Origin of the sequence: Salinicoccus sp. RF5, assembly GCF_020786625.1 — a bacterium.
Classification (GTDB): domain Bacteria; phylum Bacillota; class Bacilli; order Staphylococcales; family Salinicoccaceae; genus Salinicoccus.
Window position 1 is genome coordinate 1,100,027 of record NZ_JAJGRC010000001.1, and the last position, 25,974, is coordinate 1,126,000.

The 25,974-nt window shown below is 51.3% G+C and carries 32 protein-coding genes; 10 read left to right on the forward strand and 22 right to left on the reverse strand.

All coding sequences use genetic code 11. The features are described from left to right. Positions 1–31 precede the first annotated feature (31 nt). Entirely contained in the window at positions 32–415 is a 384-nt protein-coding gene (locus LLU09_RS05680) for a DUF302 domain-containing protein (protein WP_040105018.1), read from the reverse strand. 62 nt (positions 416–477) lie between these two features. Further along, the gene (locus tag LLU09_RS05685) at positions 478–1,074 is read right to left on the reverse strand and encodes a TetR/AcrR family transcriptional regulator (RefSeq protein ID WP_228310885.1); all 597 of its coding nucleotides are present in this window, start codon (positions 1,072–1,074) and stop codon (positions 478–480) included. 136 nt (positions 1,075–1,210) lie between these two features. On the opposite strand from LLU09_RS05685, the gene LLU09_RS05690 reads away from it, so the two are divergent. Beyond that, a complete protein-coding gene (locus LLU09_RS05690) occupies positions 1,211–4,519 on the forward strand; it encodes an efflux RND transporter permease subunit (protein WP_228310887.1) in 3,309 nt (1,102 codons plus the stop codon). 80 nt (positions 4,520–4,599) lie between these two features. On the opposite strand, the gene LLU09_RS05695 is transcribed toward LLU09_RS05690, so the two are convergent. The 9 genes from LLU09_RS05695 to LLU09_RS05730 form a co-directional block, all read right to left on the reverse strand. Beyond that, positions 4,600–5,844, reverse strand: coding sequence for a Glu/Leu/Phe/Val family dehydrogenase (locus tag LLU09_RS05695; RefSeq protein WP_228310888.1), 1,245 nt, complete (start codon positions 5,842–5,844; stop codon positions 4,600–4,602). Between the two features lie 256 nt (positions 5,845–6,100). After that, positions 6,101–7,345, reverse strand: coding sequence for a Glu/Leu/Phe/Val family dehydrogenase (locus LLU09_RS05700; protein ID WP_228310889.1), 1,245 nt, complete (start codon positions 7,343–7,345; stop codon positions 6,101–6,103). Positions 7,346–7,414: 69 nt separating this feature from the next. Continuing rightward, a complete protein-coding gene (locus LLU09_RS05705; RefSeq protein WP_228310891.1) occupies positions 7,415–8,608 on the reverse strand; it encodes an ornithine--oxo-acid transaminase in 1,194 nt (397 codons plus the stop codon). 93 nt (positions 8,609–8,701) lie between these two features. Continuing rightward, positions 8,702–8,827, reverse strand: coding sequence for a hypothetical protein (locus LLU09_RS12590; RefSeq protein ID WP_255620658.1), 126 nt, complete (start codon positions 8,825–8,827; stop codon positions 8,702–8,704). Beyond that, positions 8,827–8,979: a hypothetical protein gene (locus LLU09_RS05710; RefSeq protein WP_170156364.1), complete on the reverse strand. Its 153-nt coding sequence runs from the start codon at positions 8,977–8,979 to the stop codon at positions 8,827–8,829. Before LLU09_RS05710 ends, LLU09_RS12590 begins: the two co-directional genes overlap by 1 nt. Before the next feature lie 245 nt (positions 8,980–9,224). Continuing rightward, positions 9,225–9,599, reverse strand: a complete 375-nt coding sequence (gene ygs / locus LLU09_RS05715; RefSeq protein WP_040105024.1) for a S1 domain-containing post-transcriptional regulator Ygs — start codon at positions 9,597–9,599, stop codon at positions 9,225–9,227. A gap of 128 nt (positions 9,600–9,727) precedes the next feature. Beyond that, positions 9,728–9,988 carry a DUF1871 family protein gene (locus tag LLU09_RS05720; RefSeq protein ID WP_094906567.1) on the reverse strand — a complete coding sequence of 87 codons (261 nt, stop codon included), beginning with the start codon at positions 9,986–9,988 and terminating at the stop codon, positions 9,728–9,730. Next, complete coding sequence (locus tag LLU09_RS05725; RefSeq protein ID WP_040105025.1) at positions 9,972–10,175, reverse strand: hypothetical protein; 204 nt, start codon at positions 10,173–10,175, stop codon at positions 9,972–9,974. The genes LLU09_RS05720 and LLU09_RS05725 overlap by 17 nt, the downstream gene beginning before the upstream one ends. Positions 10,176–10,303: 128 nt before the next feature. After that, positions 10,304–10,894, reverse strand: coding sequence for a peptidylprolyl isomerase (locus LLU09_RS05730; protein ID WP_040105026.1), 591 nt, complete (start codon positions 10,892–10,894; stop codon positions 10,304–10,306). A 189-nt stretch (positions 10,895–11,083) separates the two neighbouring features. On the opposite strand from LLU09_RS05730, the gene LLU09_RS05735 reads away from it, so the two are divergent. Genes LLU09_RS05735 through mnhG form a run of 7 tightly spaced genes read left to right on the forward strand, consistent with a single transcriptional unit; the run spans position 11,084 to position 16,910 of the window. Continuing rightward, complete coding sequence (locus LLU09_RS05735; RefSeq protein ID WP_228310892.1) at positions 11,084–13,498, forward strand: Na+/H+ antiporter subunit A; 2,415 nt, start codon at positions 11,084–11,086, stop codon at positions 13,496–13,498. Beyond that, positions 13,467–13,934 (forward strand): Na(+)/H(+) antiporter subunit B, encoded by a 468-nt coding sequence (locus LLU09_RS05740; protein WP_052443632.1) that lies wholly within the window; start codon positions 13,467–13,469, stop codon positions 13,932–13,934. Before LLU09_RS05735 ends, LLU09_RS05740 begins: the two co-directional genes overlap by 32 nt. Continuing rightward, positions 13,934–14,275, forward strand: coding sequence for a Na(+)/H(+) antiporter subunit C (locus LLU09_RS05745; protein WP_031547385.1), 342 nt, complete (start codon positions 13,934–13,936; stop codon positions 14,273–14,275). Before LLU09_RS05740 ends, LLU09_RS05745 begins: the two co-directional genes overlap by 1 nt. Then, positions 14,265–15,758: a Na+/H+ antiporter subunit D gene (locus LLU09_RS05750; RefSeq protein WP_228310893.1), complete on the forward strand. Its 1,494-nt coding sequence runs from the start codon at positions 14,265–14,267 to the stop codon at positions 15,756–15,758. Before LLU09_RS05745 ends, LLU09_RS05750 begins: the two co-directional genes overlap by 11 nt. Continuing rightward, the gene (locus LLU09_RS05755) at positions 15,759–16,238 is read left to right on the forward strand and encodes a Na+/H+ antiporter subunit E (protein ID WP_228310895.1); all 480 of its coding nucleotides are present in this window, start codon (positions 15,759–15,761) and stop codon (positions 16,236–16,238) included. It begins immediately after the preceding gene. Beyond that, a complete protein-coding gene (locus tag LLU09_RS05760) occupies positions 16,235–16,534 on the forward strand; it encodes a Na(+)/H(+) antiporter subunit F1 (protein ID WP_228310896.1) in 300 nt (99 codons plus the stop codon). Before LLU09_RS05755 ends, LLU09_RS05760 begins: the two co-directional genes overlap by 4 nt. Further along, on the forward strand, positions 16,527–16,910 hold the full coding sequence (gene mnhG, locus LLU09_RS05765; RefSeq protein WP_229716611.1) for a monovalent cation/H(+) antiporter subunit G: 384 nt from the start codon (positions 16,527–16,529) through the stop codon (positions 16,908–16,910). Before LLU09_RS05760 ends, mnhG begins: the two co-directional genes overlap by 8 nt. A gap of 45 nt (positions 16,911–16,955) precedes the next feature. Here the strand turns inward: mnhG and LLU09_RS05770 are convergent, their stop codons facing one another. The 6 genes from LLU09_RS05770 to LLU09_RS05795 all read right to left on the reverse strand — a co-directional run bounded on the left by LLU09_RS05770 (position 16,956) and on the right by LLU09_RS05795 (position 21,225). Next, entirely contained in the window at positions 16,956–17,333 is a 378-nt protein-coding gene (locus LLU09_RS05770; RefSeq protein ID WP_228310897.1) for a PaaI family thioesterase, read from the reverse strand. Beyond that, positions 17,326–18,813, reverse strand: coding sequence for a leucyl aminopeptidase (locus tag LLU09_RS05775; protein WP_228310899.1), 1,488 nt, complete (start codon positions 18,811–18,813; stop codon positions 17,326–17,328). Before LLU09_RS05775 ends, LLU09_RS05770 begins: the two co-directional genes overlap by 8 nt. Before the next feature lie 11 nt (positions 18,814–18,824). After that, positions 18,825–19,142 carry a YuiB family protein gene (locus LLU09_RS05780; RefSeq protein WP_228310900.1) on the reverse strand — a complete coding sequence of 106 codons (318 nt, stop codon included), beginning with the start codon at positions 19,140–19,142 and terminating at the stop codon, positions 18,825–18,827. A gap of 71 nt (positions 19,143–19,213) precedes the next feature. Continuing rightward, positions 19,214–20,419: an NAD(P)/FAD-dependent oxidoreductase gene (locus LLU09_RS05785; protein WP_228310901.1), complete on the reverse strand. Its 1,206-nt coding sequence runs from the start codon at positions 20,417–20,419 to the stop codon at positions 19,214–19,216. 129 nt (positions 20,420–20,548) lie between these two features. After that, positions 20,549–20,908 (reverse strand): HesB/IscA family protein, encoded by a 360-nt coding sequence (locus LLU09_RS05790; protein ID WP_228310902.1) that lies wholly within the window; start codon positions 20,906–20,908, stop codon positions 20,549–20,551. Positions 20,909–20,961: 53 nt separating this feature from the next. Continuing rightward, positions 20,962–21,225, reverse strand: a complete 264-nt coding sequence (locus LLU09_RS05795; protein ID WP_040105036.1) for a DUF1450 domain-containing protein — start codon at positions 21,223–21,225, stop codon at positions 20,962–20,964. 103 nt (positions 21,226–21,328) lie between these two features. On the opposite strand from LLU09_RS05795, the gene LLU09_RS05800 reads away from it, so the two are divergent. Then, entirely contained in the window at positions 21,329–22,390 is a 1,062-nt protein-coding gene (locus LLU09_RS05800; protein ID WP_228310903.1) for an NAD(P)/FAD-dependent oxidoreductase, read from the forward strand. A gap of 41 nt (positions 22,391–22,431) precedes the next feature. On the opposite strand, the gene LLU09_RS05805 is transcribed toward LLU09_RS05800, so the two are convergent. After that, the gene (locus tag LLU09_RS05805; protein ID WP_031547410.1) at positions 22,432–22,674 is read right to left on the reverse strand and encodes a NifU family protein; all 243 of its coding nucleotides are present in this window, start codon (positions 22,672–22,674) and stop codon (positions 22,432–22,434) included. 98 nt (positions 22,675–22,772) lie between these two features. Between LLU09_RS05805 and LLU09_RS05810 the strand changes: the two genes are divergently transcribed. Further along, positions 22,773–23,081, forward strand: a complete 309-nt coding sequence (locus LLU09_RS05810; RefSeq protein ID WP_228310904.1) for a YuzD family protein — start codon at positions 22,773–22,775, stop codon at positions 23,079–23,081. A gap of 39 nt (positions 23,082–23,120) precedes the next feature. Here the strand turns inward: LLU09_RS05810 and LLU09_RS05815 are convergent, their stop codons facing one another. The 4 genes from LLU09_RS05815 to LLU09_RS05830 all read right to left on the reverse strand — a co-directional run bounded on the left by LLU09_RS05815 (position 23,121) and on the right by LLU09_RS05830 (position 25,921). Continuing rightward, entirely contained in the window at positions 23,121–23,663 is a 543-nt protein-coding gene (locus tag LLU09_RS05815; protein WP_228310905.1) for a biotin transporter BioY, read from the reverse strand. Between the two features lie 115 nt (positions 23,664–23,778). Further along, a complete protein-coding gene (locus tag LLU09_RS05820; RefSeq protein ID WP_228310907.1) occupies positions 23,779–24,735 on the reverse strand; it encodes a 2-hydroxyacid dehydrogenase in 957 nt (318 codons plus the stop codon). Then, complete coding sequence (locus LLU09_RS05825) at positions 24,736–25,500, reverse strand: TIGR01457 family HAD-type hydrolase (protein WP_228310909.1); 765 nt, start codon at positions 25,498–25,500, stop codon at positions 24,736–24,738. Next, entirely contained in the window at positions 25,490–25,921 is a 432-nt protein-coding gene (locus LLU09_RS05830) for a DUF86 domain-containing protein (protein WP_228310910.1), read from the reverse strand. The genes LLU09_RS05825 and LLU09_RS05830 overlap by 11 nt, the downstream gene beginning before the upstream one ends. Positions 25,922–25,974: the final 53 nt, after the last annotated feature.

Consider the following 25,974-nt stretch of genomic DNA (forward strand, 5'->3'; position numbering starts at 1 on the left):
GAAAAACCCCTCCTCTAGGGAGGGGTTGAACCTATACCGCCCTGTCCATGCATGTGATCAGGCGGTCCTCTATGTCCTGGGCGAATTGCTTGAGTGCGTCATCGTTGACCATTTCAATCAGGGCCGTCGGTTTTGGCAGGCCGATCTTCGTCGTGCCCCCGTCTTCATAGACGACCATCTTGCACGGCAGGAAATAGCCGACCATCTGGTTCTCTTCGAGGACGTTCTTCGCTTCCTGCGGGTTGCATACTTCAAGGACACGGTATGGCTGCTCGAATTCAAGGCCTTTCGATTCAAGCGTCTCCTTGATGTCGAAGTGCCACAGGACGCCGAACTTCTCCTCCTTAAGGCTCGCTTCAAGTGATGATACCGCCTCTTCAATGGGTTTGTCCGTCTCTACTGTGTAGTGGAACATGCACTCATCTCCTTGTATGATTGATCTGCACAAGTACTCTATCCGTTAAAGGGGCCGATGATTCATGGATTATCCCGGTCGTTCAGCATGCTGTTGGTGATGTTCAATGTACCGATGTGTGCCACCCGCTCATACAGTGCACTCAATTCACACTCCGTGAGGTTCTGGCCGTTCTCCACCCACAGCTGGTACATGTTGATCATGCCGGATATATGGTATTCGATGATGTATTCGTACTCGATTTCCTCCCTGATGCCCAGTTCATGCACGAAGTTCATGATGATCTGACGTACCCGTGCCTTCATCTCATGCGGAAATCTCGGATCCCCCTCGGGACCAAGCAGTATGGCGATGCGGTCACCATGCTCATTGATATAATCGGAGACGCCGTTCAGCGACTCCTCTACCTTCCCGCCGTTCTCCCTGATCTCCTTCAATGGATCGAGGATCATGTCTTCTGTCGGCATCACTGCGGCCTTCTGTATTTCCAGCACTTCGTAGACATCGGAGAAATAGGTGTAGAAGGTCCCCCGGTTGTACCCGGCAAGATCCGTGATTTCCTTGACTGTGATCTTTTCCAGCGGCTTCTCCACATAGAGCGACCAGAATGCATCCAGGAGATTTTTCCGCGTCTCCTCTTTTCGACTTATTTTCGACATATTACTGCTCCTTTTCAACACTTGCCAGTGGATTGTATATTGAATCGATTATATAATTTAACTATCATTGAATATTATACAACATGTTGTTGGATAAAAGTATGCATTTTTCATATTAAATTAGGAGTGAAAATATTTGAAGCTAGCGGATTTCTCGATAAAGAGACCCAAGTTCACCATCGTCGTAATGATCATACTGATCCTGCTGGGGGCCGTCTCGCTGACCCGCCTCCCGCTCCAGCTCCTCCCGAATGTGCAGCCGCCGATTGCTGCGGTTGCCACCACATACCAGGGAGCCGGGCCTGAAGAAGTGATGGAGGATGTCACCGTGCCGCTTGAGGCGGAACTGTCGACCGTCAGCGGATTGACCAACATCTCATCCCAATCCCAGGAAAGTTCCTCGATCATCCTTCTCGAATTCGGTTATGACATGACCATCGATGAGGTCGAGAACGAAATCATGCGGACAATCGAGAATACAAGTCTGCCCGACCAGGCGGGCGATCCCTCCTTCCTCGAATTCGACATCACGATGTTCCCGAGCATGACGCTTGCCGTCACCTCGGGCAATGACAGTGTCAGTGAATTCCAGGGTCAGGTCGATGATCTCATCGGGGAACTCGAGAACATCAATGGTGTCGCCTCGATCAGTGAGACCGGAAGCATCACCGAAGAGATTGCCGTCACACTTGATACGGAAGCACTCGAAGAGTATCAGCTGAGCCAGAGTGATGTCGCCAACATCATTGAAGCGAACAACATCTCCATCCCGAATGCCACCATCGTCGACGAAGAAGCACAGGAGGCCATAACGACACGGACGGTGAGCAGCATCGACGGTGTGGAAGAACTCCAGAACCTCGTGCTGATCGACCTGCCTGAAGATGCGGGCACCATCGCCCTAGATGATGTGGCCGATGTGGAAATACAGGAGCAGGATAACGATGTCCTGACACGCCTCAACCAGGACGATGCGATGCAGATCGAAATGAGCCTCTCTTCCGATGCCAATGCATCGACAGTCAACGGCGAGTTCCGTTCCGTGCTGGAAGAACAGCTCGACAAGGAAGAATTTGAAAACCTGACGGTGGAGACACTTTATGACGAAGGTGAGTACATCGATGTCGCCGTCAACAGCGTCTACCTGTCCCTGATCAGCGGGGCCATCCTCGCTATGGTGGTGCTCTTCGCCTTCCTGCGCAACCTGAAGTCGCCGCTGATCATCGGAATCGCCATCCCGTTCTCCGTAATCACCACATTTGCACTGCTGTACTTCACCGACATCAGCATCAATATGATGACGCTCGGAGGACTGGCACTTGGAATCGGGATGCTTGTCGACAACGCGGTCGTCGTCATTGAAAACATCTACCGGCACCTCTCCATGGGAAAAACGCCGAAGCAGGCCGCAAGCGACGGCGCGAAAGAGGTCGCAGCAGCCATCACCGCTTCCTCCATGACGACAGCGGCGGTATTCCTGCCGGTCGTATTCGTCAGCGGACTTGTGGGGCAGCTGTTCGCGCCATTTGCAATCACAGTGGTATTCAGCCTGCTTGCCTCCCTGTTCGTCGCACTGACCGTCGTGCCTATGATTGCAAGCCGCATCCTGAAGGCACCGGATGAAAACAAAGAGAGGAAACGCCAGAACAAAGCCTATATGAGAGGGCTCAGGAAGCTCTCACGCTGGACACTCGCGCACCGCATGCTCGTTCTGGTGCTGACGGCAGTCATACTTGCCATCGGTGTCGTCGGCATCTATATACAGGGCATCGATCTGCTGCCGGAAAGTGACGAAGGCACAATGATGGTGGAAGTGGAAATGCCCCAGGATGCCATCCTCTCCGATACGGAAGAGACCATCGGACTGATAGAGGAGAAGCTTGAGGAGTACTCCGAAATCGAGACCTATATGAGTACCATCGGTTCCGCATCTACGATGAGCCCGGTCGATGAAAGCAATGTCGGGAACATCATGGCCACACTCGTCGGTCAGGGCGAACGCAGTGTCACCACCAATGAGTTCATCGAAGACATCGAAAGTGACATCGAAAATATCGATCCTTCCGCAGACATCAGCGTCAACCCGATGTCGCAGGCGGGAACCGGCTCGAATCCGAATACACTTACGCTCAATGTGGCGGATGAAGATTCCGACCGTCTGGCGGAATCTGAGGCAGCCATCATTGAAGCACTTGAAGATGATAGTGAGATTGAAGGCGTCACTTCCAGCCGTGAAGAAATGATCCAGGAACTCCAGGTGCGCGTCGACCGTGCAGCTGCACGTGCGAACAACCTCCAGCCTGCCGAAATCGGCAGTTCCATCTACGAAGCGGCAAACGGCGTTGCCGCCTCCACTGTGGATGAAGGGGAGGAGTTCCTGACCATCAACGTCAAATATCCGGAAAGCATCCTCTCCAGTGTCGATGCCTTCCAGGATATCCAGATCGCCAACGGCCAGGGGGAATATGTCTCCATCGGTGATGTGGCCGAACTTGAAGAAGCGGAAATGCTGCCGCTCATCAACCGGGATGACCAGAGGGAAACGAGCGAACTGACGGTCAACTATTCTTCCGACATGAGCCTGAACGAAGCGGGCACCCACGTCGAATCCATCGTGGACGACGCAGAATTCGCTGATGAAACCGAGACTTCGATCGGGGGAGACCTTGAAATGCTCGAGGATGCAATTCCACAGCTCGCCCTTGCGATTGCACTCGGCATCATCTTCATCTACCTTGTGATGGTTGCCCAATTCGAATCATTCAAGCACCCGTTCGTCGTCATCTTTACACTGCCGCTCAGCATCATCGGTGTGATGTTCTCATTGATCATCACCAATAATCCGCTCAGCGTCATTGCCGTGGTCGGCATCATACTGCTGCTCGGCATCGTGGTCAATAACTCCATACTGCTCGTCGACTACATCAACCAGCAGAAGGAGAAGGGCATGCCTGTACTCGAAGCGATCGAAAAGAGTGTCCAGGACCGTTTCCGCCCGATCGTCATCACCGCGTTGACGACGGCGCTCGGCATGGTGCCACTCGCCATCGGCATCGGGGAAGGTGCAGAACTCATCGCTCCGATGGGCATCGTCGTCATCGGCGGTCTCATCAGCAGCACCTTCCTGACATTGTTCATCATTCCGATCATCTACAGCTACTTCGACAGTGAAACCCGCAAGATGAACAAGAAGTACATGACGCCGGATGGTGAAATCATCACCCAGAAGGAAATCGATGCACAGAAACGTGAAGAGGAAGCACTTCATTCCGAAAACGAATACGATTATAATTCGGAAGCCGCATATCCCAATGAATCAGATCATGATGCACCGAAAGTGCAGGAAGATCTGTCCGGACAGGAAACCGGCGGTTCCGACCGTGACTACATCGATGAGATGGAGCGGTTGATCGATAGAATGAAGAACGACCGAAGAAAAGAATAGAAGACAATACAAAAAGCCTGTTCTCCAAAGTATTGGAGAACAGGCTTTTTCGATGATGCAGGGTGGCCGGGCCCCGCCCCCTAGGCCCATCCTCTGAATCTGACTGCTTCTGAAGTCCGTTTGATGCCTACAGTATAGGCTGCAAGCCTCATATCCATATTCCGCGCTTCATGCAGGTCATATATGGTATCGAATGCGCTCTTCATCTTCTTCTCGAGCAGCTCCTGGATCTCATCCTCTTCCCAATAGAAGCCCTGCTTGTTCTGGACCCATTCAAAGTAGGAGACCGTCACACCACCGGCTGAGGCGAGGACATCCGGAATGATGAGGGCGCCCTTTTCCGTAAGTATGCGGGTCGCCTCTTCTGTGGTCGGGCCATTGGCCGCCTCACAGATGATGTCCGCCTTGATGCGTTCGGCATTCAGTTCAGTGATCTGATTCGCGATTGCTGCCGGGATGAGGACATCGCAGTCCAACTCAAGCAGTTCCTCATTCGAAAGGACTCTGACTGCCATATGATCTGCAAGATCAACTTTTTCCCGGTTGTCGAGGACATAGTCTATATCGATGCCTTCAGGATTGTACAGGGCACGGGAAGACCTTGAAATACCGACGATCTTCGCTCCTTTGTCATAGAGCATCTTGGATATGTAGCTTCCTGCATTCCCGAATCCCTGGACGACGACGCGCGCTTCTTCGATCGGGATGCCCCTCTTTTCCATCGCCTGCTCGACACATATGACCGCCCCCATTGCGGTAGCTGTTTCACGGCCTTTCGATCCGCCTACTGCAAGCGGCTTGCCTGTAATGAATTCAAATGGATCATCCGAGTTCTTGACGCTGTATTCGTCCATCATCCATGCCATCACCTGAGCATTGGTGTAGACGTCAGGCGCAGGGATGTCCTTTGTCGGGCCCACAATCTGGGAGACGGCCCGCACATAGCCCCGTGCGACCCCTTCGAGTTCCCTTGTGCTCATGACCCGCGGATCACAGATGACGCCGCCTTTGCCGCCACCATACGGAATGTCCACGATTCCCGCCTTCAATGTCATCCACATGGACAGCGCCACGACTTCATCTTCTGTGACATCAGGGTGGAACCTGATGCCGCCCTTCGTCGGGCCTGCAGCATCATTATGCTGCGCACGGTATCCTGTGAATACTTTCGTCGAGCCATCATCCATTTCTACCGGTATACGGACTTTCAGTACTCTGAGCGGCTCCTTGATGAGTTCATACATTCCCTCATCATATCCGAGGTTATCCAATGCCTGATGGATGATCTTTTGAGTGGATGTGATGAGATTCGATTTTTCTGTCATGCTTTCCTCTCCTTTTCATACGATACTGCCGCCCATCGGATTGAATCTTATATGTATATTTATACTAAAATGATGCAAAATCATTATACAGCAAAAAGTGTAGAGAGCAATCGCAATGGACACTAATATTATTAGAAATTTTCAACATATTCAAATATTTATAATAATACATTTATCTTAATAAATCAAGGGAAGTCATGGATTAAAATGCAAAAAAGCCGGACAGATGTTCTGTCCGGCCCTTCTTCTGTCTTGCTTATGCCCAGCCTCTATAGCGTGCAGCTTCAGCAGTACGTTTGATGCCGACGATGTACGCGGCAAGGCGCATATCGATATGGCGTTTTTCATGTAGATCATAGATTTCATTGAATGCTTTCTTAAGCTTGATTTCAAGCTTTTCATTCACTTCTTCTTCATCCCAATAATAGCCCTGGTTGTTCTGGACCCATTCGAAGTAGGAAACTGTAACCCCGCCTGCAGATGCAAGGACATCCGGTACAATGAGTACACCTTTATCGGTCAGTATCTGCGTCGCTTCCTTCGTCGTTGGACCATTGGCCGCTTCACAGATGATATCTGCCTTGATGTTGTCTGCATTCTCTTCTGTGATCTGGTTGGCGATTGCAGCCGGTATGAGCACATCACAGTCGATGTTGAAGAGCTCTTCACCTGCAAGAACATCATCGAACAGATTGGTCACCATGCCAAAGCTGTCACGGCGGTCAAGAAGGTAATCGATATCGAGTCCATCCGGTTCGTGGAGGGCACCGTTGGCATCTGAAATGCCGACGATCTTGGCTCCTCTGTCCGCCAATATTTTGGCGAGGAAGCTTCCTGCATTCCCGAAGCCCTGAATGACGACCCGTATCTCATCCATCTTCTTGCCGCGCTTTTCAAGCGCCTGTTCGAGACACAGGATGACACCCATCGCTGTGGCACGGTCACGGCCCTGGGACCCGCCGAGCACAAGCGGTTTCCCCGTGATGAAACCTGGAGAGTTGAATTCATCAATGATGCTGTATTCATCCATCATCCAAGCCATGATCTGGGAGTTCGTAAAGACGTCCGGCGCAGGAATATCCTTCGTCGGTCCAACAATCTGGGAAATCGAACGCACATATCCGCGACTCAGGCGCTCGACTTCAGCGATGCTCATTTCCCGTGGATCACATACGATGCCGCCTTTACCGCCGCCATACGGCAGGTCCACGATCCCTGATTTCAAGGTCATCCACATGGAAAGCGCGACAACTTCCTCTTCATTGACGTCCGGGTGGAAACGTACGCCACCTTTCGTCGGTCCGACAGCATCATTATGCTGTGCACGGTAACCGGTGAACACCTTGACGGAACCATCATCCATACGCACCGGGATGCGTACTTTCAGAAGACGCATGGGTTCCTTGATCAGCTCATACATTCCCTCATCAAAACCGAGTTTATCCAAAGCCTCATGAATGATTGCCTGTGTGGAAGTGATAAGATTTGATTTCTCTGACATTTTATATCCGCCTCTTTTTTGGAACTGTTTTCAATGTTATTGTAACATATTAATTACTATTTGAAAGCGTTATTTGGACAGTACCTTCCTCACTCTTTCGAGCGCCCAATCCAAGTCTTCCTTCGATATGACAAGCGGTGGTGCAAAACGGATGACCGTGTCATGCGTTTCCTTGCACAGAAGGCCGAGTTCTTTCAGCTCTTCACAATATGGACGTGCAGACTCCGTCAGGTCGACGCCTATGAACAGGCCGCGTCCCCTGACTTCCTTTATCAATGGTGTGTCGATTTTTTCGAGTTCGGCTTTGAAGTATTCCCCAAGTTCATTCGAACGCTCGACAAGTTCTTCATCCACCAGCACATCCAATGCTGCCTCGGAGACGGCACATGCAAGCGGGTTTCCTCCGAATGTGGATCCATGGGATCCCGGATTGAACACGCCAAGGACTTCCTTGTCTGCAAGTATGCAGGAGATCGGGAAGACGCCGCCGCCAAGCGCTTTACCCAGAATATACATATCCGGCTTTACATCATCCCAGTCCGTCGCGAACATTTTGCCTGAACGGCCAAGTCCAGCCTGGATTTCGTCTGCGATGAAGAGGATGTTATGTTCATCACACAATTCCCTGACTTCCTTCAGGAAACCTTCAGGTGGAATATTGATGCCTGCTTCCCCCTGTATCGGCTCGAGCAGTATCGCTGCTGTATTTTCGGATACTGCATCCCTGATCTGCTCGATATCGCCGAAATCGACCAGCTTGATGCCGTCGAGCAGCGGGCCATAGCCACGGCGGTATTCCGCTTCCGAGGAAAGTGAGACCGCAGCCAGTGTACGGCCATGGAAGTTCTGGTTCATTGCGATGATTTCAGCTTTGTTGTCCTCTACGCCCTTCACATCATATGCCCAGCGCCTCGCTGCTTTGATGGCTGTCTCCACAGCTTCCGCACCAGTATTCATCGGCAGTGCCATTTTCTTGCCGGCAAGCTTGCAGACCTTCTCATACCATGGGCCGAGCCTGTCGGAGTGGAAAGCACGGGAAGTCAGGGTGAGCTTATCTGCCTGATCCTTGAGTGCCTGGATGATCTTCGGGTGCCTATGCCCCTGGTTCACTGCAGAATATGCACTGAGCATATCCATGTATTCATTTCCTTCCGGGTCCCTGACCCATACTCCTTCTGCCTCCGAGATGACGATCGGCAGCGGGTTGTAGTTCGGTGCACCATACTGTTCTGTCTGCTTGATGATTTCTTGTGATTTCGTCATTTTACATCCCTTTCCAAAAAACAGCGGGTGGATTCCCGCTGTTCTATTTGTGTTCTTGCTGGTGATGGAGCTTGAAGCTGTTCGGAGCTTGTCTTACCTTGCACATGGAGTGTCAGGCAATCCGGCCAACCTGTTTCCGGGCCGGCGATGGAACATATTGAAGCCGACGAATGCCAGACTGGAGATTTCCTCCTGCATGAGCATATCTTCATGCTTCATTACTGGTATTTCCCTACCTCAAGTTTACCTTCTTCTTTCCCGATTTCAATATGCTTTTTGATTTTTCCGGGGAAATGGCTGAGTGGTCCGGGATCGATGCCGGATTCCTTCCTGTCATCCATCATGACAAGCTCCCCTTTGTGCAGCATCACTCAGTAATCTTCCTTATAACAGTGAAGCACTATAAATAATAATGGACTTTTTTTCAGATTTTTTCAAGCTTTATGAAAAATGGGCTGCAGACCTCCCAATCCCCTTTGCAGGCATGTTCTGATCTGCTTTTCCAGGATCAGGATTTGCGCCCCTGATATTTTCGGCAAATAAAAAAACTGCAGAGGATCACCCCCTGCAGATTCCATATTTCCGGCTGTACGTTTCGATTGTCTGGCCAGCTATGCTACTTCATGCGTCGTTTCGCCGTCTCTATCCATTCCGGCATCTTTTGTCTAAGGGACTCGAATCCATATTTTTCCGTATCCTTGATCTGGTCCAGGACGGAACGCCTATCCCGTTTCCTTTCCTCATTCTTGAAGTATTCATTATCCTTCAGAGTAAGGTTGAGTTTCCCATTCTTGTCCACACTGAGCACTTTCGCCTTGACTATCTGCCCTTTGGATAAAAATTGATTGACATCGTGGACGTAATCGTTCATCACTTCTGAAATATGAATGAGTCCTTCTTGATTATCAGGGGTTTTGACAAAAGCACCATACGGCTGGATACCAGTTACTTTGACCTTCACGAACTGGCCTGTCCGATATTTTTTTGCCACTTGGATTACCCCACTAACTTTCAGTAGTTCATACGCACTGATTATTTTATCATAATAGGAAGGGATTATCTAATCATAGGTCGGGAACAACGCAAAAAACCGCATGGAGAGCTCGGCTCATCCTGCGGTCAAGGTGCTTTATATAATTCCACGATCTCCAGTCCCTCTTCAGCTACCGGACGGATTTGTGCAAGCGGTATCTCCTCTTCAAACGAATGGAGGAAGATCTGCTGTATCTTCCGGCCCGCCGTTTCGACGTCCCGGGTGCTGTGCAGCACTTCCATGCTGTCATAGATTTCAGCATCATAGTCGAAGTCCTCCGCCGCCAGACCAAGTGGATCCCACTCCTTGAGCAGCCGATAGAGTTCGATGCTACCTTCCGGATTCATGGTACTGTTCCTGTTCAATTCTTTCCATCACCTGCTGCTCGAAACGCTTCATCTTCTCTTCCTGCTTTTCTGAATGCCTCTTTACGAACCGGTAGGCAAGGTAGGCAAGCAGTATGCACAGGGCAAGCATGAGGAGCGCAGGGATATACTCCGTCTTATCCTCAGGGAAATATAGAAACGGCATCATGATTAATCACTCCCCTTTACTCACTACAGTATAACAAACACCATTTATGTATGAATCCTTTATTAATGACTATTTTGTGAGCATTTTATGATGAAGGGAGAGGGCCTGGTGCCCTCTCCCTCATGATCCTATTCGGTGATTCCAATCGTTTCGATCTTGACATCCTCAACCGGACGGTCCTGCGCACCCGTCTTCACTTCAGCGATCTTCTCGACGACATCCATGCCGCCGATGACCTGGCCGAATACAGTATGACGCTGGTCGAGCCATGGTGTGCCGCCGCGCTCTTTGTATGCTTCGATGATTTCAGCAGGATACCCTGCGCCCTCAAGCTGGCCGAGCATCTGGGAAGGGACTTCCTTCGCCTGGACGATGAAGAACTGGCTGCCGTTTGTACCCGGGCCGGCGTTCGCCATGGACAGGGCACCGTACAGGTTGAATGCCTCGGTGGAGAATTCATCCTCGAAGCTGCCGCCGTAGATGCTTTCGCCGCCCATGCCTGTACCAGTCGGGTCTCCTCCCTGAACCATGAAGTCCTTGATGACACGGTGGAAGATCTGGCCATCGTAGTAGCCGTTCTTCGCATGGGTCGTGAAGTTCTCGACCGTCTTTGGTGCGATGTCCTTGAAGAGCTTCACCTCTACATCCCCATGGTTTGTATGGATGACGGCCTGTACTTCATTACTGCCTACTTCTGTCGTTAACTGTGGGTAAGTCATGTTATGCCTCCTGATTTCATTTATTGCAGATTCAGTGCCTGAAATGTGAAAAATATGTGACAGGAAACTGCTTTTTTCCTATTTATACTATACAGATATTTTCACATTTTTCAAACCCTATACGTTTATTTACCCTATTGGTTACTGTATAATTGCTATATATATTGTGCAAATAAAGGAGGATACACTTTGGCACTGATACACTTAGCGATCTTATTGCCTCTGATCGCCGCCATAGCAATCGGCGTCATCTACAGGTATTATAAACGTCTTCACCTGGGCTGGTTCGTTCTGCCGGTCCCCCTCATCATTGTAATCTACCTGCTTACACTTATACCCAGGGTGAGCAGCAACCAGTTGATCTATGAATCATTGGCAATCATGCCTAGGATCGGCATGAACTTCGATGTATACATAGATGGTCTTGGACTTTTATTTGCCATACTCATTTCCGGCATTGGGGCACTCGTTGTACTCTACTCGATCGGTTACCTGTCCCACAGGGAGGATCTTGGAAGTTTCTATGTCTACCTGCTCATGTTCATGAGTGCCATGCTTGGTGTGGTACTGAATGATAATGTCCTCATGCTCTACCTTTTCTGGGAGCTGACATCGATTTCCAGCTTCCTGCTCATCGCCTTCTGGTTCATGAAGGAGCGATCATTATACGGTGCACAGAAATCCATGCTGATCACAATGGGCGGCGGATTCCTGATGCTCGGCGGTTTCATACTGCTCTATATAATGACCGGCACATTCAGCATCAGGGAGATGCTGAACCAGGTTTCAGCCATCCAGGAGAGCCCTCTGGCACCCCTGGCGGTCGTGCTCATCCTGTTCGGCGCCTTCACCAAATCGGCACAGTTCCCGTTCTACATCTGGCTGCCGGATGCAATGGAAGCGCCTACTCCGGTAAGTGCCTACCTCCACTCCGCCACCATGGTAAAGGCGGGCATCTACCTCGTGGCGAGACTGACGCCACTGTTCGCATTTTCGGAACTGTGGGTGTGGATCATACTCCTCGGCGGACTGATCACCATGGCCTGGGCCTCCTTCAATGCGATACGCAAGGATGACCTGAAGGCCGTCCTCGCCTTCTCGACGGTATCCCAGCTCGGACTAATCATGTCACTGCTCGGTCTCGGTGCCCTGAGCGTCGTGACCGGTGCAAACGAGGAATACTTCTCGATCGCCGTGGTCGCGGCAGTCTTCCATCTGATCAACCATGCGACCTTCAAGGGCGCACTCTTCATGGTGACGGGCATCGTCGACCATGAAGCGGGTACGAGAAGTCTGAAGAAGCTCGGCGGCCTGCTTACGGTCATGCCGGTGTCCTTCACTCTGACGCTGATTACAGCGTTATCCATGGCGGGGCTCCCGCCGTTCAACGGCTTCCTGTCGAAGGAACTCTTCCTAGAAGCGATGATCCACGTGGGAGATGCGAACTTCAGCGCACTGGCGGATGTCGCATTCATCTTCCCACTGCTCGCCATTGTAGGAAGCATATTCACCTTCATATATTCCATACTGCTCATATACGGTGTCTTCTTCGGCAAACGGACTTATGATACGCCGAAGGAGCCGCATGAAGCGCCTGCGCTGATGCTCATCTCCCCGGCGATCCTGACTGTCCTCGTTCTTGTCTTCGGCTTCTTCCCGAACGTATTGTCAGGAACGATCATTGATCCGGCTGCAATGAGCATCATGGCGTCCGATACACCGCTCGAGACCCATCTATACATGTGGCATGGGTTCGCCAACCCGGCCCTGTGGGCAACGGTCTTCATAGTGATTACAGGCACCCTGTTGTTCTACTTCAGGGACAAATGGATGTTCATCTACGACTATCATAAGGACCGCTTCACCCTGAACTACCTGTATGACCAGGGATTGATCTACAGCCGCTTCGGCTCGCGGAAAATAACCGATTCATACATGAGCGGCTTCATCCGCTCCTATCTCGTATATATATTCCTGTTCTTCATCGTGATGGGCATCCTCACGCTGCTGAATACAGGGATACGGATCAGCTTTGATGATATGGCACCGGTCGGCATACATGAAATGGCCGTCGTACTCATCATACTGGTGTCGATTGCCGTCATCCTCGGCACGAAGTCGCGCATGGTTTCGATCATTATGCTCGGAGCCATCGGCTTCTCCATGTCGCTGTTCTTCGTATTCTTCAGGGCAGCCGACCTTGCACTGACACAGCTTGCCATCGAAACGGTGACGACTGCGCTCTTCCTGGTCTGCTTCTATCATCTGCCGAAGAACAGCAGACATCAGGAGCGTATGAGGTTCAAGCTGACGAACTTCCTCGTCTCCCTCGGGGTGGCGCTCATCGTCATCATCATCGGGCTTACCGCCTATTCGAACCAGCTGTTCGACCGCATCAGCGAGTTCCATATAGAAAATGTATATGAGCTTGCCGCAGGCGGCAACATGGTCAACGTCATACTCGTCGACTTCCGTGGTTTCGATACACTCTTCGAAACACTCGTATTCGGCATCGCAGGCATCGGCATATACAGCCTGATGAAACTCAGATTGAACAGAAAGGATGGGAATAATGAAGAACACGCTGAAGAAAGCCGGATATAATAAAGTTCAGAAACAGATGAACGATGTGTTTCTCCAGTTCACTGCGAAAGTGGTCTTCTTCATCGTCATCATGTTCTCCTTCAACCTGTTCTTCGCAGGCCACTATACACCGGGTGGCGGATTCGTCGGGGGGCTGCTCGCAGCAGCGGCACTCATCCTCCTTCTAATCGCATATGACAGGAAGACGCTGGAAAGCATGGTGCCCATCGATTTCAGGTTGGTCATCACGATCGGACTGGTGTTTGCAGCAGGCATACCGACGCTCTCCTTCCTGTTCGGCACACCGTTCTTCACACACCAGTACACCTACGTGGAAATTCCGGTATTCGGGGAAGTGGCGCTCCACTCCGCAGTCCTTTTCGACATCGGAGTCTTCCTTACAGTAGCTGCCACTGCCCTCCTCATCATCGTACTTGTAGGGGAGGCGGATGAATAATGGAACTGATCACAATCATATTGAGCGGCATCCTCATCGGCTCTGCCGTATACATGATGCTGTCGAAAAGTGTTTTGAGAATCATCATCGGCACTGCGCTCCTCAGCCATGGGGTCCACCTTATGCTCCTTACAATGGGACAGCTGAAGCGCGGGAATATCCCGGTGCTCGATGAAGAAGTATCCAACTACTCTGACCCGCTGCCGCAGGCGCTCATCCTGACCGCAATCGTCATTGCCTTTGCACTGACCGCCTATATATTGGTTCTTGCCCTGAGAAGCTACAGGGAGCTTGGTACAGACGACGTTGAACAGATGAAAGGAGTCCCACATGACGACTAACATATTGCCTCTATTGCCAATAATGATTCCATTCTTTGCGGGAATCATCATGTTATTTACAGGGCAGCGGCCATTGGCACATAGGGTGATTGCGACAATAAGCAGTCTGCTCATCATCATATCTGCCGTTTGGCTGGTCGTCCTCGTCTATCGGAACGGCACGATTGCGACTTTCCTTGGAGATTGGGCTCCGCCCTTCGGCATCAGTGTCGTCATAGATATGGCGGCGGCGCTCCTGCTCCTTACAACCGCAATCATCACATTGTTTACCGTAATCTATTCCTTCCAGTCCATCGGCGTCGAACGTGAGAAATTCTACTACTATGTCATGGTCATGTTCATGATTTCCGGTGTGAACGGTGCCTTCTCGACCGGAGACCTGTTCAACATGTTCGTCTTCTTCGAAGTCTTCCTGCTCGCCTCCTATGTACTCATCACGTTGGGCGGCACTAAGATCCAACTTCAGGAAGGATTCAAATATATACTCGTCAACATGATCTCCTCGAACTTCTTCGTCCTTGGACTCGCCTATCTCTATTCGGTGACAGGCTCACTCAATATGGCTGATATCCATGCGAAGCTCGCAGGATTTGAAGGAAACTACAGCATCATGACACTCGTCGCTGTTGTCCTGCTGTTTGTATTTGCGACGAAGGCTGGGGTCTTCCCCCTCTACTTCTGGCTGCCAGGCTCATACTATGCCCCGCCGATGCCTGTACTGATCCTGTTCGGTGCACTGCTTACGAAAGTCGGCATCTATGCGATTGCCAGAACGTACAGCTTGCTATTCATAGATAATGTCGAATTCACCCACCAAATGCTGCTTCTCCTCGCTCTGGCCACCATCGTCATGGGGTCCATCGGTGCACTCAGCCACGCGGATATGAAGCGCATCATCATCTACAACATACTGATTGCAGTCGGCGTCATTCTTGTCGGCGTATCGATGATGGATGAGTCCGGAATGCTCGGTGCGTTCTACTACCTGATCCATGACATGATAATCAAAGCGGCGCTGTTCATGCTTGTCGGCTTCCTCATCTACCGTACCGGGGAGACGAACGCCGAAAGGCTGGGCGGTCTGATCAAGATCCACCCCATTACAGGCTGGATGTTCTTCATTGCCGCTCTGTCACTTGCAGGAGTGCCGCCACTTCCGGGATTCTACGGCAAGCTGTTCATCGTGCAGTCGACGTTCGCCAACGACAACTACATCGCCGGCATCCTCGTGCTCATTTCAAGCCTTGTTGTGCTGTACTCCGTCATCAGGATCTTCATCAGCGCATTCTGGGGCGAGGATATGGACTTCAGCAGGCTGAAGCCGGTCAAGAGCGATAAGCTGCTCTTTGCCTCCATAGCGATGGTGATCGTCTCCGTCGCTTTCGGTCTCGCGGCGGATGCACTCTATCCGATGCTCGAGATGGCAGCGCAATCGTTCCATGATCCAGCCTCTTACTCTAATTATCTGCCGGAGGTGGAATAGATGGCATTACAAATACTGATCAATCTGGCCCTCGCCGCCCTTTGGATGTTCCTGTCCTCGAATTTCAGTGTGGCATCATTCACTGCCGGGTACCTGCTTGGGATGCTCGCAGTGTACATGCTCAGGAACTTCCTGCCGGGCTCCTTCTATCTCAGAAGGGTCAAAGCAGTTATCGTTCTTGTGTTCATCTTCATCTGGCAGATGATCCTGGCCAACATCGACGTGGTGAGGATCGTCCTGCGGCCGAAGATAGATATACGTCCCGGGTTCTTTGCATATCCATGCGACCTTGAAGACGAATGGGCAGTCAGTCTGCTGTCCGCCCTGATCACTTTGACTCCGGGGACTGTCGTAGTAGCCATATCGGATGATCATTCCACACTGTATGTACACGGACTTGATGTTGAAGATTCAGAGACCGAAATCGCCTCGATCAAGGACAGCTTCGAACAGGCGATCAAAGAGGTGAAGAAACCATGAATACTTTCCTTGATATCGTCATCATTCTGAGCATCATCATTCTTGCATTCTCGATGGTCGGCATGGTGTACCGCATGGTGAAGGGGCCTTCCCTCCACGATAAGGTCATGGCCCTCGACGCCTTCGGTGTCATGCTGATGGCGATGATTGCATTGATTGCCATGACGCTCCATACGACCTACCTGCTTGTAGTCATACTGCTCATCGGCATACTGGCCTACATCGCCACGATCGCATTTGCCAAATATCTGGAGAAAGGCGTGATTTTTGAAAATGATAGAGATCATAATGAGTAGCCTCATCGCCTTCTTCATACTGGGTGGTGCCTTCTTTACAGCCGTCAGTGCCATCGGTGTCATCAGGCTGCCTGATGTCTATTCCCGGATGCATGCAGCTTCGAAGAGCTCCACTCTCGGAGTGATGATGATGATGATCGGCACCTTCCTCTACTTCTGGTACATGGACGGCTACATGGACAGCAAGCTTTTCCTTGCCATCCTGTTCATCTTCATCACTGCACCGGTATCCGCCCACATGCTTTCACGCAGTGCGTTCCATACCGGCGTCACGCCCTATAAGCTGACTGTGCTGAATGAACTCAAACGGGACGAGATGGGCGAATCCGACGATACGGACACCCACCCGATCACAATAAAGAACTTCAAGAAATAAATAAAAAAGTGCAGTGGCACCCAAATGGGTGCCACTGCACTTTTTTCATCTCTTCTTTTTCACTGCCATGGTACACCGGGACAGGCAGACGAGTGATTCCTCCTCGTCCATGATCTCGATTTCCCATATCTGCGAGCTCCTGCCCTGATGCCGGCACCTTGCTGTGGCGGTAAGCATGCCCGACTGCTTCGTCTTGATGTGGTTGGCGTTTACCTCCATGCCGAAGGTGATCTCATCTTCGGCAATAAGCCCTGCGGCTCCGCGGCTGGCGGCTGTTTCCGCCAATACCACATTTGCTCCGCCATGAAGGTAGCCGTATGGCTGGAGCACCTTCTCCGTAACCGGCATCCCCATTACCATGAGGCCCGGCTCATCCCGCACGACTTCAATCTCGAGCAGTTCGATCAGACCGCCGCTATTCATGGACATCCCCTGTCTCGAACAGCTTTACGATGGTGCGTATCATCACGCCTGTCGCCCCTTTGGGACCATATGGCGTTTCTTTATCCGATGTACCCGTCCCCGCAATATCGAAGTGGATCCACGGTGTGCCGTTGGCGAACTGCTTGATGAAGCAGGCCGCGAATGATGCTCGGCCTGGCTTCTCCACGTGATTCGTGAGATCTGCGACCTGCGACTGGCGTACATTCTGCTCCTCGATTTCGGAAATCGGCAGCTGCCAGATCTCTTCACCGGTATGCTTCGTCATTTCCACCAGCGGTGCGAGGAATGAAGCGTCCTTGTTCGTGAACACCCCTGTACGCTCTGTACCGAGTGCAGCCACGACGGCACCGGTCAATGTAGCGAAATCCATGATCAGGCTTGGTGCGTACTGGGAGGCATGGAAGACTGCATCCCCGAGTACCAGACGGCCTTCAGCATCCGTGTTCTTTATTTCCACAGACTGTCCGCTATAGGAAACATAGACATCGTCCGGCCGCATGGCATTTCCATCCACCATATTTTCTGCGAGTGCTACGACTGCGATGACATGGACCGGCAGCGACATCTCCGAAATGGCATGGACCATGCCGATTACATTCGCAGCCCCGCTCATATCATATTTCATTTCCGGCATGCCGGTCTTAGTCTTGATCGAATATCCGCCTGTATCGAACGTGATGCCCTTGCCGACCAGGGCGATCGGCCTGTGTCCTTCCGCTTCCGGGTGACGGTATTCGATGGTGACGAGCCGCGGCTTCGCCTTGGAGCCTTTGCCGACTGCATTGATCAGGCCATACCCTTCTTCTTCAAGCGCTTCCGCGCTCTTCACTTCTCCCGTCACATACGGATGGGAGCGGAATATGGCGGCGATCTTGTCTGCCATATGTTCCGGTGTCATGATGTTCGGCGGCGTCTCACTGAAGTTTCTCGCCATGGCAATCGCCGCACCGACTTTCCTGTAACGTGAAATCCTCTCTTCAACCGCTTCGCTGCTGGTGATCGAGAACATCGCTTCTTCAGAGAAGAGGGGCGCCTGGTCGGTCTTATATGTATTGAATTCATACACACTGATCTCCGCCATTATGCCCACCGCCTCCGCAAGCATGTCCATATCCACCGGGAACGTATCGAGCAGTATCTGTCCGCGGACCGTATCCGTATCTTTCATGAACTGGAACATTCTGCCCAGTGCTTCCGACAGTCTCACTGAATCAAGCTTGTCGATCGCCCCGAGTCCGATGGCGATGACTTTGCGGTAGTCCCGCTGTATGGTCACGCCAGTTGTCGTCACTGCTGAAAATTCCGTCGACAGGACATCCTCCTTGATGATGGCATCCATCTGGCCGCCAAGCAGCGTGTCCACTTCTTCATAATTCTCCATACGGGCCGGCTCATGCGGCAGCCCGATGATGATCGGTTCCTCTGTTGCGACATATTTGTCGCGATATTGAAATTCCATCATTTATCCTCCTAGAACATCTGATACCCGGCTTTGCGCAAGTAGCGGATAGTCATACCGGCAAGTATCGTCCCGACGAGCCCGCTCCCAAGCATCAGCATATCCGCCGGATGCAGATTCACAAGCCTCTCCCCAAGGGCGCTGAAGGCTTCAGATGTATTTGTAAAATATTCCGCTGTTGAGATGCCGTCCACGATGATCAGGACGATGAAGGGATAGACGCCCACCATCAGCCATGTCATTTTCAGAATCATATTCAGTATGAAGCTGATTCCATAGAATAGGACGAAGAACAGCAGCATGGATATTGCAAGTTGTATTATTGACATTATTTGTTACCCTCCACATGAAAAAAGGCACGGGCATTAAAGCAATACCCATGCCTGTCATATCAGTTGTATCAGAACAGTTTTCCTTTAGAATAGGCAAGCAGTGGCCCACCGATTTTGTATATTGCCCTCGAATCGATGACACGCTTCATGAATGCTGCCTTCTTGCCTTTGATTTCACGGCCCATGACGAGTCCGATTCCATCTTTGGATCCAAGTGAACAGACGGTACCCCTATCATTGTAGGAGAACTCCTCGAGCCGTTCCCCTTTGAGTGAAAGCTCGATGTTCTTCGCTGTATGCTCACCAAGCTGCATTGCAATCTGGGCAGTCGTCGGCCATGGACGTTCAGTTTCCCCATTCATTACTGCAGCGACGTCGCCGATGGCATAGATGTTATCGTATCCTTCGATGCGGAGATCCGGACCTACAACGATGCGTCCGCGTTTGACACCATCGAAGGATTCCTCCATCAGGCTGCTTCCGCGTACACCTGCAGTCCAGATGACGTTGTTCGCTTCAATCTGCTGCTTCTCACCATCCACTTCCACAACGAAGCCATCTTCATTCGCTGCGACGATCGGGGTATCGACCATGAATTTGACACCGCGGTCTTTAAGGAAATCAACAGCATATTCGACCAGGTTTTCAGGGAACATCGGCAGCATTTTAGGCGCTGCTTCCACACATGTGATGTTCACTTTGTTGTAGTCGATGCCATGCTTTTCACAAAGCTCCGGTACGCTTTCGACAAGTTCGCCCAGATACTCTATGCCTGTAAATCCTGCACCACCGATAAGGATGGAAATATCCTTCGGATCATTGGATTGCCTGTAGTTTGCAAAGTTCCGTTCGATCTCCTTGCGTGCTGCTGTAGCAGTCTCCGGGTTGACGATTGAATGCGCATGCACTTCCATGCCCTCGATGCCGAAAGTTTCACTTTCGAAGCCAAGCGCTACGACAAGGATGTCATATTCAAATGTGCCCTGAGTCGTTTCCACACGCTGTTCATCCTTATGGATGGCAGTAACCTCAGCCGGTACGAAAACCACCTTCTGTGCATCGACCACCTTGTTGATCGGGTATACGCCCTCTTCCCAGTCGATTGTTCCTGCAGCCGTTTCATGCAGCCACGTAGCTTCATAGTGGTACTCATTCTTATTGATGAGTGTGATATCGGCATCTTGATGAGACAACAATTTCTGAAGTTTGGATACAGTCTGCAATCCGGCATACCCTGCACCCAGCACCAAAATTTTCTTTCTCTCAAAACTCATTATAACGTCACCTTTTCTCTCCATTTTTTTATACTGCACCTGAATTTGGGCATAATTAAAACCGCTAATATTAATCTCCTATAATATTAGCGATTTTCTTCACATATTTCAAGCGGTTTGGATGATTCTTTAGCAATCTTCCGGTTGGCCGGCGACTTCTTTAGTCCTGAATGAAGAGCCGCATCCACAGGCGAGCGTCGCGTTCGGATTGTCTATGGTAAAACCGCCGCCCATCAGGGACTGTTTGAAGTCGATCACAGTACCGTCTATGACGGGGATATCCTTCTTGTCGACTAGTACTTTAACACCATGGAATTCGTAGACTTCATCGTTGTCCGCCTGTTCGATTTCAGCTGCCATCCCGTATGTCAGACCGGTGCAGCCTCCACCCTGGACTTTGAACCTCAGGTAGCCATCTTCCATCTCGTTCTTCTCAAGCATGTCCTTCACTTCGTAGGCGGCGCTTTCCGTCAGAGTTACGTGAGACACATAATCACCCCTCGTTGATTTTTAGTAATTCCAATTATAGAGCAAACGGACGTCTAACTCAAATCCTCGGTCCATTCTTCCATTTCCCGCTTGTTCCTGTCTATCCTCTTATATATCTTCTCAAGGAGCTTCTCCGGTGTCATGGCACTGACTATCTCGCCGTCCACAAGTACGAAGAATGCTTTGCTGCATAATCCGCAGTTGTTCAGGCAGCCATAGTCCAGCACATCGATTTCGGGATCGTCGTCCAGTGTCCGGTACACCTCTTCGGTGCCCTTCAGCATGTTTGATGAACAGAACTCGACAAGGGTAAACATTGCACTCCCTCTTTCTCGGTATTATTGCCGACTTTCATTGTAGTTTATCGCGTTAAATATTATAATATAAATAATAGAATTTTAATACAAGGCGGTACTGACTATGAATACTATCGTATGTCTTGGAGGCGGTTATGGAAATATGCGATTCATTCAGCGCATCCTTCCAAAACTGCCCTCCGGTTACACCATCACCCTCGTGGATAAGAATCCTTTCCACGGGATGAAAACTGAATACTACGCCCTGGCTGCAGGGACGAAAAGTGAAAAGAACGTCCGGGTCGACTTCCCCGACGACGACAGGGTCAATATCGTCTTTGACACGGTTTCGGAAATCGACATCGACAGAAACAGGGTCATCCTCGAGAACCAGGCGCTGGACTATGATATGCTCGTCATTGGCCTCGGCTGCGAGGATAAATACCATGGCGTGCCGGGTGCTGAGGAACATACATACAGTATCCAGTCACTCCGGGAATCGCGCGCTACATACGAGAGCATCGGGGACCTCAAACCCGGCTCCACAGTCGGCATCGTGGGTGCAGGCCTGAGCGGCATCGAAGTGGCCAGTGAGCTGCGCGAGGCACGCGAAGACCTCCACATCAAGCTGTTCGACCGCGGAGACCGCATCCTGCCGATGTATCCGGCACGGCTCAGTGCCTACGTCAAAAGGTGGTTCGATGACAACGACGTCGAAGTCATCCCGAACTCGAACATCGTAAAGGTCGAAGCCGACAAGGTCTACAACAACAATGAATCGCACAATCTGGACATGGCCATCTGGACAGCAGGCGTACAGCCGGTGGAGGTCGTACGCAACCTGCCCGTTGAATTCGGCCCCGGCGGACGCGTCGTCCTCAACCAATACCATCAGGTACCGGGACACGAAAACGTCTATGTGGTCGGCGATTCGGCAGCACTCAAGCACGCACCATCCGCTCAGGTCGCAGAAGGGCAAGCTGAACAGATCGCGGAAGTCATCGAGGATATCCTCAAAGGCAAGCCGCTTCCGGAACAGATGGCGGACATCAAAATGCAGGGGATCCTCGGATCACTCGGCTCCAAGGAAGGGTTCGCCTACCTCAAGGAACGGACGGTCACAGGCCGTATTGCACGCATGCTGAAAAGCGGTGTGCTGTGGATGTACAAACTGGGCAACAATTAACAAACAGCCCCCGCGATGCGGGGGCTGTCCATTTGGATGTATCAGAATACCTGTTCCACTTCCACAAATCCAGGTACTTCTTCAAGCAGTGCACGTTCGATTCCTGCCTTTAGTGTGATTGTTGAACTTGGGCATGTGCCGCAAGCTCCGAGAAGACGCAGCTTCACAATGCCGTCTTCCACATCCACAAGCTCGCAGTCCCCGCCATCCCTCAACAGGAACGGACGCAATTTATCCAATACTTCATCGACTTGTTCAAACATCGTATCTTGTCCAGTAGTCATGAAATTCACTCCCTCTTATTTCATACGCAAATGATTATATGTATATTATAATGGATATGGAATAAAAAATCCATCATCTGAAAGGCGGATGTTACTTTATGAAATACGCAATCAATGTATACGGCCGTGATGTCGTATGTGCAAGCTGCGTCAATGCACCAGGTTCCAAAGATACGTACGAATGGCTTGAAGCCGTATTGTCAAGGAAGTATCCAGACCACGAGCTCAAGTTCAATTATATCGACATCGACCATGAGGATAACCTGTCGGATTATGACGAGAGCCTCATCGAACGCATCAATGACGATGAACTGTTCTATCCGCTCGTCACCGTAAACGACGAAGTCGTCCAGGACGGCCATGTCCGGCTCAAGCCGATACAGAAGACAATCGAAAAGGAAGCATGATTTTTGCCACTGGGAAGCATTTTCCAGTGGCATTTTTCATCACCCATTCGCCAGGTGGAGTCCGCGTGTATGGAGCATACGGGCAAACATGCTCGTCAGTACAGCCACAGCCACATCCTTCAGTATGAATGGAAGTATCGCCACCTTGAAGGCAGCAACAGCACTCATCGGCGTGTCGAGTACCACATTCATGATGAAGATGAAGTACAGGAAGCCGAACAGGAAGATGACAGCCGTTGCAGCGAGTGCAAAGCTGATCGCCCGGGCAGACGAGGACTTGTGAGCGGCACCGAATCCGGCAAGCCAGGCCGCAGGTATGTAGCCGACGATGAAGCCGAAGGATGGTGAAACAAGCGATCCGATGCCGCCTCCCCCGGCAAAGACGGGAAGCCCGACGAGGCCCATCAGCATATAGACGAGCGTACTCAGCGCACCGAGTTTCGGCCCGAGCATCAGACCGGCAAGGAGGACCATCGGCACCTGCATCGTCACCGGTACCGGACCGATGGGCAGACGGATCTGTGCACCGATTGCAATGAAGGCTGCAAACAGGGCAACGTAGAGAAGATGTTTCGTTGACATAAAACCACCTCTTTCCTTTATGTCTACCATCATATCACTAACGGAACCCTATGTTAACCTTTTATTTTTATAGGTTGACAATAAGCGGTGAAGACGGCCCATAGGGACGCCTTCCCTATTGGACCGGTGTAATCGGTTTGCCGCCGTTCAGCACTTCCATGATGTTATTGACGCAAAGATTCATCATGTTGTTCCTTGTATCCACAGATGCGCTGCCGATGTGCGGAAGCAGTGTCATGTTCTCGATGCCGATGAAAGGATGATCCCGTCCGATCGGTTCATTCTCATAAACGTCGAGGGCAGCCCCTTTGATGTCCCCATTCCTGACCGCTTCTGCAAGGTCCTCCTCCACCACATGGGCACCGCGGCCGATATTGATGAAATAGGCGCTCTCCTTCATCTGGCTGAATGCCTCCTTGTCAAAGCGGTGCTTCGTCTCGCCGGTCAGGGGTGCAGCACATAATACAAAGTCCGACTCAGCCAGAAGATCTTCGAATGAGACCAGTTCCGCACCCATGGACTCGCCGACTTCAGAGCGGCTGCGGTTATGGTAGAGTACCTTCGCACGGAATCCCGAGAGGCGTCTGGCGAATGCCGCGCCGATCGAGCCCATGCCGAATATGCCGACCGTCTTGCCGAAAACATCCGTGCCTGCCATATGGTAGGGGCTCCAGCCGGACCATTCCCCTGCCATCAGCTCACGGTTCGCCTCCAGTACACGGCGTGCGGCCGTCAGCATGAGCGTGAATGCCAGTTCGGCAGTCGTTTCCGTCAGCACATCCGGCGTGTTCGTAATGACGACCTCATTGGCTCTGGCCGCCTCCAGGTCGATATTGTCGAAACCGACCGCCAGGTTCGCCACCACCTTGAGTTTCTCGGCATTTTCCAGCATCTCGCGGTCGACCTTGTCGCTGAGCATGGTCATCACGCCGTGGGCATCTTTCGTCTCTTCGAGGAAACGTTCGCGCGGCATCGGCTGCTCATCTTCGTTCCATACAACCACTTCAAAATCCTTCTTAAGTTTTTCAATCATGTTCGGGTTGATCTTTCTGGTGATCACAATCTTCTTCATTTACATTACACTCCATTCCTTCAGGTGATCGATCATATATTCAGGCTGTCTTTCCTGTTTCTTCACTTCCTCGGCCGATGTGACCCCCGTATTGACGTGAAGGGTGTGCACCCCGTTGTCGAGGCCGGTGCGTATATCCGTGTCATAATTATCCCCGACGAGCAGCACCCTATCCTTCGGCAGCCCGAGCGTAGAGACTGCCGCCTCCAGTATGATCCCCTCAGGCTTTCCGATTACAATCGGCTCTATCCCGGTCGTACTGACGAGTACCGACACCAGGGAACCGTTTCCCGGCACAAGGCCTGCTTCCGTCGGAAACTTCCGGTCCGGGTTTGTGGAGATCAGCTTCGCCCCTTCCGCAATCAACAGGGCACCGCGGGACAGTTTGTCATAATTGATTTCCCTGTCGAGCCCCATAACCACATAATCCACATCATCATCCGCCAGTATGAACCCCGACTCTGCGAGTGTCGACTTCAAGCTTTCTGAACCGATGACATGAATGCGTGCACCGGGCTGTTCATTCTCAAGATAGGCGGCTGTCGCCATCGCTGAAGTGTAGAGGGTTTCCGGATGGATGTCGAATCCCATGTCGATCAGCTTCTGGGCCGCCTCCTGCTGGGTCTTCGTCGCATTGTTGGTCAGGAATACATAGGGCATGCCGTTCCTGTTGAGCCTGTCGATGAAATCGATGGCCCCGTCTATGACCGTGTTACCGTTGTACATCGTCCCGTCAAGGTCGATGAGATACCCTTCATACTTCATGCTGGTCTCCCTTGAATGCGGTGATGGTCTGCCCCTCATTTTCAAAGAAGGCAAAGACGTTCCCCTTGAAATCCTTGTACGCCGCCAAGTGCGCCTGGAATTCCTTCTTCATCGCCTCGTGGTCGAGCTTTGTATAATTACGCGTAAGCTCGCTGCGCCATGTGAATGTTTCGCTGAAATGGCGGTTGTCATCCGACGGGATCACACCTTCATTCTCCATGATGTCCATGACGTCCTGGTAACTCCCCGGATCCCTCAGGATGAATGCATCGATGATCATGTTGCCGACATCCACCACCGCTTCGATCAGCATATGGCATGTGCGCTCGAGCGCAAGCCCTTCGGCCCTGTCGAACCCGGCTGTGAGCCCTTCTATATAGTCCAATCTTTCAAGCAGTATATCCTTATCTACAAAATACATCCAGCGACACTCCCATAATCGTTCTTTTGTAACTCTTACAATAATATGATAGC